Genomic DNA, 7,991 nt, shown 5'->3' with positions numbered 1-7,991 from the left:
CCACCGACCCCACCGACCCCACCGAGTCCGCCGCGTCCAGCGGCTTCGGCTCAGGCTCAGGCTCCGGCCGCTCCGGCAGCTCCGCCGCCAAGGCCGCCGCCGCCTGGACCAGCGGCAGGGCCAGGAGCGCGCCCGTGCCCTCGCCGACGGCCACGCCGTGGTCGAGGAGGGGCTCGATGGCCATACGGTCGAGGGCCTTGGCCTGGGCCGGCTCGCCGCTGTTCTGGCCGGCCAGCCACCAGTCCGGCGCCCGGAAGGCGACCCGCTGACCGACAAGGGCACACGCGGCCGACACGACGCCGTCCAGGATCACCGGCGTCTTCCGTACGGCGCTCTGCAGCAGGAAACCCGTCATCGCGGCCAGGTCGGCACCGCCCACCGTCGCCAGCAACTGCAACTGGTCCCCGAGCACCGGCCGGGCCCGCCGCAGAGCGTCCCGCACGGCCGCGCACTTCCGCATCCACGCCAGGTCGTCGATCGCCCGGCCACCCCGCCCGGTGACGACGGACGCGTCCGTGCCGCACAGCGCCGCGACCAGCACCGCCGCCGCCGTGGTGCCCCCGACGCTCACATCGCCGAGCACCACCAGATCCGTACCGGAGTCGGCCTCCTCGTCCGCGACCGCGACCCCCGCCAGGAACGCCGCCTCCGCCTCCTCGAGGGTCAGCGCGTCCTCGACGTCGATCCGCCCGGACCCGCGCCGCACCCGGTGCCGTACGACCTCGTCCGGCAGCTCCTCCGGCGCGCAGTCGAGCGCCATGTCCACCACCCGCACGGGCACGTCGAGCCGCCGGGCCAGCACCGACACCGCGCTGCCCCCGTCGAGCACCGCCCGCACCAGCTCCTGGGCCGTGCCCGCGGGCCGCGCGGAGACACCTAGTCCGGCGACCCCGTGGTCACCCGCGAACAGCACCACACGCGGCCGGGTGACCGGCCGCACCGGCACGGAGGACTGCGCCGCCGCCAGCCACTCGCCCAGGTCGTCGAGGCGCCCCAGCGCCCCGGGCGGCACGATCTGCCGCTCCCGCCGCGCCTCGGCGTCGCGGCGCACCCCACCGTCGGGGCGCTCGATCAGATCGGTGAAGTCGTCGAGATTAAGCGAGCTCATTCGCCGAACAGTACCGGCAGCGATCGAACACGACGGCGCCACATCATCACCACGTCATTGCACCGGGGATGGCGATCCCATACGTTCCTTTTGCCCTGATATGCCGTAGGCAGGAGCCGTGATGCCGTCCCACGAGCAGTCCCACGAGCCGTTCCACGAACCGCGCCGAGACGACTGCCCCTGGTGCGGCGCACGGCGGTTGCGCACCCGCGTCCGTACGCCCGACCCGGCACGGCGCACGCCGGGCCCGTTCGTGGTCGACGAGTGCCGGGACTGCGGCCACGCCTTCCAGAACCCCCGGATCACGGATCGGGCGCTGGCCGTCCGGGACGCCCGCGGACGCCCCGACCCCTCCGTCGAACGCGTCCTCGGCGCCCGCGGCATCCGGCGTCGCCACCGGGCCGCCGCCCGCGCGATGCTCCCGTATCCCGAGCCCGAGAGCTGGCTCGACGTCGGCACCGGCCACGGGCAGTTCCCGGAGACCGCGCGGGAGGTGCACGCGTACACCTCCTTCGACGGGCTCGACGCCACACCCCGCGTCCAGCGGGCCCGAGCCGCCGGGCGGATCGAGGAGGCGCACCAGGGCCTGCTCACCGACCCGGAGATCACCGCCCGGCTGCGTGGCCGCTACGACGTGGTCAGCATGCTCCACCACCTGGAGCACACCCCCGATCCGCGCGCGGAACTCCGCGCCGCCCTCGACGTGCTCCGCCCCGGCGGCCACCTCATCGTCGAAGTCCCGGACCCCGGCAGCGCGTTCGGCACGCTGCTCGGCACCTGGTGGGTGGCGTACGACCAGCCGCGCCATCTGCACCTGATGCCGCTGCGGAACCTGACGCGGGAACTCCGGGCGCAGGGCTGCACGGTCGTCGCCACGGACCGGCGAACCCCGCACGTCCCGTACGACCTGACCGGCGCCCTCTGCCTGGTGCTGACCCGCCGGCGCGCCGGAACGACACTGACCCGGGCCTGCGCGCCCCTCCTGGCGACGGCGGTGGCCCTGGACGTCGGCCTCGCCCCGCTGCTGAGCCGCACCCGCTTCTCGAACGCGTACCGGATCATCGTGCGCAGACCGGCGAGAACCTCTGAGGCATCACCCCCCGAGGCGTCACCCCCCGAGGCGTCACCCCCCGAGGCGTCACCCGCGTAGCGGCAGGGCCTGCCCCGCCACCACCAGCAGCACGTGCTCGCACTCGCCCGCGAACGCCGCGTTCAGGCGCCCGAGTTCGTCACGGTAGCGGCGCCCGGACGCCGTCGCGGGCACGATTCCCGAGCCCACCTCGTTCGACACCGCGACGACCGTACGGCGGGTCTCGCGGAGGGCCTCGGTCAGTTCCCGCACCCGCGCCCGCAGCGCCCGCTCGCCGCCGTCCGCCCACTCGGCGTCGTCCCACGCGCCTACGGAGTCCATCGCGTCCGTCAGCCACAGCGACAGACAGTCGATCAACAGGGGCGTGCCCCCGTCGTCCTTCAGCAGGGGCACCAGGTCGCAGGTCTCGACGGTGTGCCACGAGCCGGGCCGCCGCTCCCGGTGGGTGGCGACACGGTCCGCCCACTCGCTGTCGCCGCCCCGCATACCGCCCGTCGCCACGTACAGCACGTCCGGGAACGCCTCCAGGCGCCGCTCGGCCTCCACCGACTTCCCGGACCGGGCGCCGCCCAGCACGAGCGTGCGGCGCGGTACGTCCGGTACGTCCTCGTAGACGCCCACGGTCAGCGTCGTACCGTCCGGCACGGCCCGCGCCCCGGCGGCCGCCAGCCGGCGGCCGAGCTCGGTGCCGGGCGGAGCGTCGTGATCGAGGTGCACGGCGACCACGTCGGTCGCCGGCCCGACCGCGCCCGCCGCCCGCAGCCGCGCCAGCGCGTCCGGCCGCCTCACGACATCGGCGAGGACCATGTCGTACGGCTCGGCGGACCGCTCCTCGATCCCCGCGGGCGCGGCGCCCGGCGGCAGGTACAGCAGCCGCTGCCCGTCCGGTGCCGTCACCGCGTACCCCGTTCCCGGCGCGTCCATCGCCACGGCCCGTACCCGATGCCCGGTCAGCAGTGCCAACTCCCTTCCGTCCGGCACCCGTCCGGGCTGCGGCAGCCCCGCCGGGACCTCGACCGCGGGCCCGTCGTGCGGATGCGAGAGCAGCACCTGGCGCACGCCGGCCAGGGTGTGCCCGGAGCGGGCGGCGGCGAGGGCGGCGCCGGGTGTCAGGTCGAGCAGCAGCGTGCCGTCGAGCAGCACCGCGGTCGCCGCGCGCGCGTCGGAACCCAGCGCGTTCGCGCAGGCCGCGCAGGGGCAGTCGGGGCGGGGGAGGCCATCGGGGGCGCCGGTGCCGAGCAGTGTCAGTTCCACGCACCTCATTTTCCCGTGTCCCGCAACGTCCGCGCAGATCTTGCGCGTCCGACTAGGCTCAGAGCAGGAACCGGATCTTGCTCGGTACTGTGTTCGGTACCGGGCCGGTACTTACGGAGGCTCACATGGCGGCATGGACGTGGCGGTTCGAGAAGGCCGACGGGGCGGAGGTCCAGCCCGCGGTGCAGCCGGAGGACTTCACCACGCAGGGGGATGCCGAGTCCTGGATCGGTGAGCACTGGAAGGCCCTGACCGAGGGGGGCGCGGACCAGGTGCGGCTGTTCGAGGACGCGACGCAGATTTATGGGCCGATGAGCTTGCACGCGGAGTAGCTCCGCTGGGTGCGCGGTTCAGAGCCCGGGTTGTTGTCCGTGGGTGGCTGCGGGGCCGTTGTGGCTGGTCGCGCAGTTCCCCGCGCCCCTTTGGGGCGCTAAAGCTCGCCCAACGTCACGTTCACGGTCTTCACGTCGCCGTTCCTCCTGTACGTGACCCTCGTCCGGTCACCCGGCTGTTCGCTCGCCAAGGCTTCGGAGAGCGACGTGATCGTGGTGATGTCCGTGTCACCCAATCCGGTGATGATGTCCCCGGGCGCTATGCCCGCCCGGTCGGCCGCGCCGCCCTCCCTGACCTCGACGACGGCGACCCCGTCGGGGCGTAGGTCGTCGCCGACGACCGTACGGCCCGTGATGCCGAGCGCGGCCCGGCCCGAGTCGGTGACGCGACCCTCACGGACGATCTGGTCGGCGATCCTCGTCACCGTCGACGCGGGGATGGCGAAACCGATCCCGGGCGCCGCGTCGCCGCCCAGCTCCGGGTCGACGGCGGCGAGCGTGGGGATGCCGATCACCAGGCCGTCGAGGCCGACGAGGGCGCCGCCGCTGTTGCCCGGGTTGATGGCGGCGGACGTCTGCACCATGTTCGCGATGGTCGCGCTCGTCCCCCCGTCGGTACTCCCCTCGGTCACGGTCCGCCCGGTCGCCGAGACGATCCCGTCGGTCACGCTGGAGGACAGCCCGAGCGGTGAGCCCATGGCGAGGACGATCTGGCCCACCTCGACCCTGCCTGAGTCCCCGAACCGGGCCGTCTTCAGCCCGTCCGGCACCCGGTCCAGCTTCACCACGGCGAGGTCCTGCTGCGGGTACGAGTACACGAGCGTCGCGTCCAGCTCGGTCTCGCTGTTGGCGATCGTCACCCGGAACGTCTGCTCGTCCCCCACGACATGCGCGTTCGTGACGACGTGTCCCTCGTCGTCGTAGACGACTCCCGACCCCAGGTCCTCACGTGCCCGGATCTGCACGACGGAGGGCAACACGTCCCTGACCACCTTCCGGTACGCGTCCTGAAGGTCGTTCGGCTGCGCGGGGACGGCTGCCCGTGCGGTGGTGGACCTGCCCGTGGGGCCCGGCGCCCCGTCACCGGAGCACCCGGAGAGCGGACCGGAGACAGCGGCGAGGACGACCACGGCAAGGAACAGTCGGAGGGCATGGGAGCGGACACGGAGACGATCGTGGAGGGTGTCACGGGCACGGAGAACGTCCATGCCCCGAGTCTCACGTCGGCTCCGGCACCCGGCCCTCGGTGGGCGCCCGAACGGGCCCCCTGGGGCATGGCTCTAGCCCCGCACCCCGCACAGGTGCAGCAGAGCCGCCACCCCCCTGTACGGATCCGTCCGTCCGGCCCGTTCCTCCGCCGCCAGCAGCGTGTCCACGTCCTCAGGGACGGGGGCGTCGTCCGCGGCGAGGTCCGTGAAGACCCGGACGCCGTACCAGGCGTGGAGCGGGGCGCCGATGCCCGCGAGGGCCGAGGTGAGGGTGTCGAGGCGGTCGGCGCGCACGTCGAGGCCCAGGCGGTTCTGGTACGTGGTGGTGTCGAAGGAGGCCAGCGTGGCCGCCCAGTCACCGGCGAGTCCCGGCCGCATGGCGAGCGCGTCCCCGTTCCGTACGAGGAGGGAGAGAAGACCTCCGGGGGCGACCATCCGTGCCAGGCCCGCCAGCAGCGCGTCCGGGTCCTCGACGTACATCAGCACCCCGTGGCACAGCACCACGTCGAAGCTGCCCGGCAGGAAGTGCACGCCCGTCTCATGGCCGTCGCCCTCGACGAGCCGGACGCGGCTCCGTATCCCCTCGGGCTCACCCGCGAGGGCCTCGCGGGCCACGGCGAGCATCGTCGCGTCCTGCTCGACCCCGGTCACCTTGTGCCCGGCCCGCGCCAGCCGCAGCGCCTGGGTGCCCTGGCCCATGCCGACGTCGAGCACCCGCAGCCGCTGCCCGACGGGGAACCGCCCGGCTATCTGCTCGTCGAGCTGCCGGGCCACCAGCTCCTGCCGTACGACATCACGCAGTCCGCCCAGCCTGTTCAGCCACGCGTCCGCCGCACCCCCGGAGAAAGTCGTCGTGCTCAGGGCCGCTCTCCGCGCTTGACCTGCGGCTTCGGCAGCCGGAGGCGACGCATCTGGAGGGTGCGCATCAGCGCGTAGGCGACGGCGCCACGCCTGTTCTCGTTCGGGAAGCGCTCGCTCAGCTGCTTCTTCAGACGGAATGCGATCCAGAACGAGTCGACCACGATCAGCACGATCACGAAGAGCCACAGCAGCAGTGCGATGTTCTGCAGCGACGCCACCCGCACCATGCTCAGCACGAGGATGATCACGGCCAGCGGCAGGAAGAACTCCGCGATGGAGAACCGCGAGTCCACGAAGTCACGGGCGTACTTCCGCACCGGCCCCTTGTCACGGACGGGCAGGTAGCGCTCGTCACCGCCCGCCAGCGCCTGCCGCTGCTTCTCCAGCGCGGCGCGGCGCTCGTCGCGGGAGCGCTTGGCGGCCTCCTTGCGCGTCGTCGGCGTGTTGGCGACGCTGCGGCGCTGGGCCTGGGCCTCACTGCGCTTGGGCGTGGGCCGGCCCTTGGGGGCCTGCGGGTCACGGGTCTGCTGGGAGTCGGTCACCGATGCCTTGTCGGCCACCGGGTCCTTCTCGCTCTTGGCGCGGCTACGGAACACAAAACCCAAGGGTACGGGGTGCCGGGGCATGGACCCCCGCCGGGCGGGGAACGATCCGGCAACACCGCTCGTCATGTAGAGGGACAGAGTGGCCTGAAAGGGAAGGCCGGCGACGGCCCGCACCAAGGGAGCCTGAGGAATTCCGGGACCCACCCCGTACACAACCCCGGGAGACACCTACTCCCTACGCCGGAGCAGTGCCGCACGCAGTCGTCCTTGGGGATGAGCGCATCCGTCCCCGAACAGTGCGGTAATAGATGCAGACCCCGTACCGTGGGTCTTGTTGTAGTCGCTGGAGCTGGAGTCCGTCAGAAGGGGGCGCGCGAAGCCCATGAGCGGTGTCATGAAGCGTATGGGGATGATCTTCCGCGCGAAGGCGAACAAGGCCCTTGACAGGGCCGAGGACCCGCGCGAGACCCTCGATTACTCGTATCAGAAGCAGCTGGAGCTGTTGCAGAAGGTGCGCCGTGGAGTCGCCGACGTGGCGACCTCGCGCAAGCGCCTCGAACTGCAGATGAACCAGCTCCAGTCGCAGTCGTCCAAGCTGGAGGAGCAGGGCCGCAAGGCGCTCGCGCTGGGCCGCGAGGACCTGGCCCGTGAGGCGCTGTCGCGCCGTGCCGCGCTCCAGCAGCAGGTGACGGACCTGGAGACGCAGCACCAGACCTTGCAGGGCGAGGAGGAGAAGCTCACCCTGGCGGCCCAGCGCCTCCAGGCGAAGGTGGACGCCTTCCGCACCAAGAAGGAAACCATCAAGGCGACGTACACCGCGGCCCAGGCGCAGACCCGGATCGGCGAGGCCTTCTCCGGTATCTCCGAGGAGATGGGCGACGTCGGCCTGGCCATCCAGCGGGCCGAGGACAAGACGGCCCAGCTCCAGGCGCGGGCGGGCGCCATCGACGAGCTGCTCGCCTCGGGTGCCCTCGACGACCCCTCCGGCATGGCCAAGGACGACATCCAGGCCGAGCTGGACCGGCTCTCCGGTGGTACGGATGTAGAGCTGGAGCTGCAGCGGATGAAGGCGGAGCTGGCGGGAGGCTCGTCCTCGCAGCAGGCGATCGAGGGTGGTGCCGGTTCGGGTAACGCCTCCCAGCAGTCGCAGTCCCAGCAGCAGGACACCCCCCGCTTCGACAAGCAGTGACCGGCCGACAGTGACCGGTCGGCAGTGACCGGCCGGCGGTCCGCGTCCCACGCCTGAGGAGGGCGACATGATCGTACGGATCATGGGGGAGGGGCAGGTGAGGCTGGACGACAGCCACCTCACCGAACTGAACAAGCTCGACGACGAACTGCTCGTGGAGATGGAGAGCGGCGACGGGCCGGGGTTCCGTCGCACTCTCCACTCGCTCCTGGACAAGGTCCGTGAAATGGGTACGCCGTTGCCGGACGACGCCCTGGAGCCCTCCGAGCTCATCCTTCCGGCCCCGGACGCGACCCTGACGGAAGTCCGGGACCTCCTGAGCGACGGCGGCCTGATCCCAGGCTGAGCCCTACCCACGGGGTTGTTTTCGCCCCCGCCGCCCCTACCCGTCCCATCCCCAGGGG

9 protein-coding genes are annotated in these 7,991 nt (G+C 72.3%); 4 read left to right on the top strand and 5 right to left on the bottom strand.

From position 1 onward, the window contains the following. Nucleotides 1-1,108: nicotinate-nucleotide--dimethylbenzimidazole phosphoribosyltransferase (gene cobT, locus FNH08_RS38455; protein ID WP_152776163.1), on the bottom strand; the 1,108-nt coding region annotated here is incomplete at its 3' end. A gap of 121 nt (nucleotides 1,109-1,229) precedes the next feature. Between cobT and FNH08_RS38450 the strand changes: the two genes are divergently transcribed. Then, complete coding sequence (locus tag FNH08_RS38450; RefSeq protein ID WP_152776162.1) at nucleotides 1,230-2,258, top strand: class I SAM-dependent methyltransferase; 1,029 nt, start codon at nucleotides 1,230-1,232, stop codon at nucleotides 2,256-2,258. Here FNH08_RS38450 and FNH08_RS38445 read toward each other — a convergent pair. Continuing rightward, nucleotides 2,247-3,452: a bifunctional adenosylcobinamide kinase/adenosylcobinamide-phosphate guanylyltransferase gene (locus FNH08_RS38445; RefSeq protein ID WP_322726168.1), complete on the bottom strand. Its 1,206-nt coding sequence runs from the start codon at nucleotides 3,450-3,452 to the stop codon at nucleotides 2,247-2,249. The genes FNH08_RS38450 and FNH08_RS38445 overlap by 12 nt on opposite strands. 125 nt (nucleotides 3,453-3,577) lie before the next feature. Between FNH08_RS38445 and FNH08_RS38440 the strand changes: the two genes are divergently transcribed. Next, the gene (locus tag FNH08_RS38440) at nucleotides 3,578-3,784 is read left to right on the top strand and encodes a hypothetical protein (RefSeq protein WP_152776160.1); all 207 of its coding nucleotides are present in this window, start codon (nucleotides 3,578-3,580) and stop codon (nucleotides 3,782-3,784) included. A gap of 98 nt (nucleotides 3,785-3,882) precedes the next feature. Here the strand turns inward: FNH08_RS38440 and FNH08_RS38435 are convergent, their stop codons facing one another. From FNH08_RS38435 to FNH08_RS38425, 3 genes are all read right to left on the bottom strand, one after another. Then, complete coding sequence (locus FNH08_RS38435; protein WP_152776159.1) at nucleotides 3,883-4,992, bottom strand: S1C family serine protease; 1,110 nt, start codon at nucleotides 4,990-4,992, stop codon at nucleotides 3,883-3,885. Between the two features lie 72 nt (nucleotides 4,993-5,064). Further along, complete coding sequence (locus tag FNH08_RS38430) at nucleotides 5,065-5,766, bottom strand: class I SAM-dependent methyltransferase (protein WP_322726167.1); 702 nt, start codon at nucleotides 5,764-5,766, stop codon at nucleotides 5,065-5,067. An 83-nt stretch (nucleotides 5,767-5,849) separates the two neighbouring features. Further along, complete coding sequence (locus FNH08_RS38425; protein WP_194238764.1) at nucleotides 5,850-6,479, bottom strand: DUF3043 domain-containing protein; 630 nt, start codon at nucleotides 6,477-6,479, stop codon at nucleotides 5,850-5,852. A gap of 301 nt (nucleotides 6,480-6,780) precedes the next feature. Between FNH08_RS38425 and FNH08_RS38420 the strand changes: the two genes are divergently transcribed. After that, nucleotides 6,781-7,587, top strand: a complete 807-nt coding sequence (locus FNH08_RS38420; RefSeq protein WP_152776157.1) for a PspA/IM30 family protein — start codon at nucleotides 6,781-6,783, stop codon at nucleotides 7,585-7,587. A gap of 67 nt (nucleotides 7,588-7,654) precedes the next feature. Then, complete coding sequence (gene pspAA / locus FNH08_RS38415) at nucleotides 7,655-7,933, top strand: PspA-associated protein PspAA (protein WP_152776156.1); 279 nt, start codon at nucleotides 7,655-7,657, stop codon at nucleotides 7,931-7,933. Nucleotides 7,934-7,991 lie beyond the last annotated feature (58 nt).

The organism is Streptomyces spongiae (assembly GCF_009377185.1).
GTDB lineage: Bacteria > Actinomycetota > Actinomycetes > Streptomycetales > Streptomycetaceae > Streptomyces > Streptomyces spongiae.
The sequence above is the reverse complement of the archived record's forward strand: the minus strand, read 5'-3'. Positions and strand labels throughout refer to the sequence as shown.

What these genes read in the sequence shown, in the direction of transcription:
- FNH08_RS38420 (WP_152776157.1), top strand. Translation starts at nt 6,781, where the DNA reads ATGAGCGGTGTCATGAAGCGTATGGGGATGATCTTCCGCGCGAAGGCG.
- FNH08_RS38450 (WP_152776162.1), top strand. Translation starts at nt 1,230, where the DNA reads ATGCCGTCCCACGAGCAGTCCCACGAGCCGTTCCACGAACCGCGCCGA.
- FNH08_RS38440 (WP_152776160.1), top strand. Translation starts at nt 3,578, where the DNA reads ATGGCGGCATGGACGTGGCGGTTCGAGAAGGCCGACGGGGCGGAGGTC.
- pspAA (WP_152776156.1), top strand. Translation starts at nt 7,655, where the DNA reads ATGATCGTACGGATCATGGGGGAGGGGCAGGTGAGGCTGGACGACAGC.
- FNH08_RS38425 (WP_194238764.1), bottom strand. Translation starts at nt 6,479, where the DNA reads ATGCCCCGGCACCCCGTACCCTTGGGTTTTGTGTTCCGTAGCCGCGCC.
- FNH08_RS38435 (WP_152776159.1), bottom strand. Translation starts at nt 4,992, where the DNA reads ATGGACGTTCTCCGTGCCCGTGACACCCTCCACGATCGTCTCCGTGTC.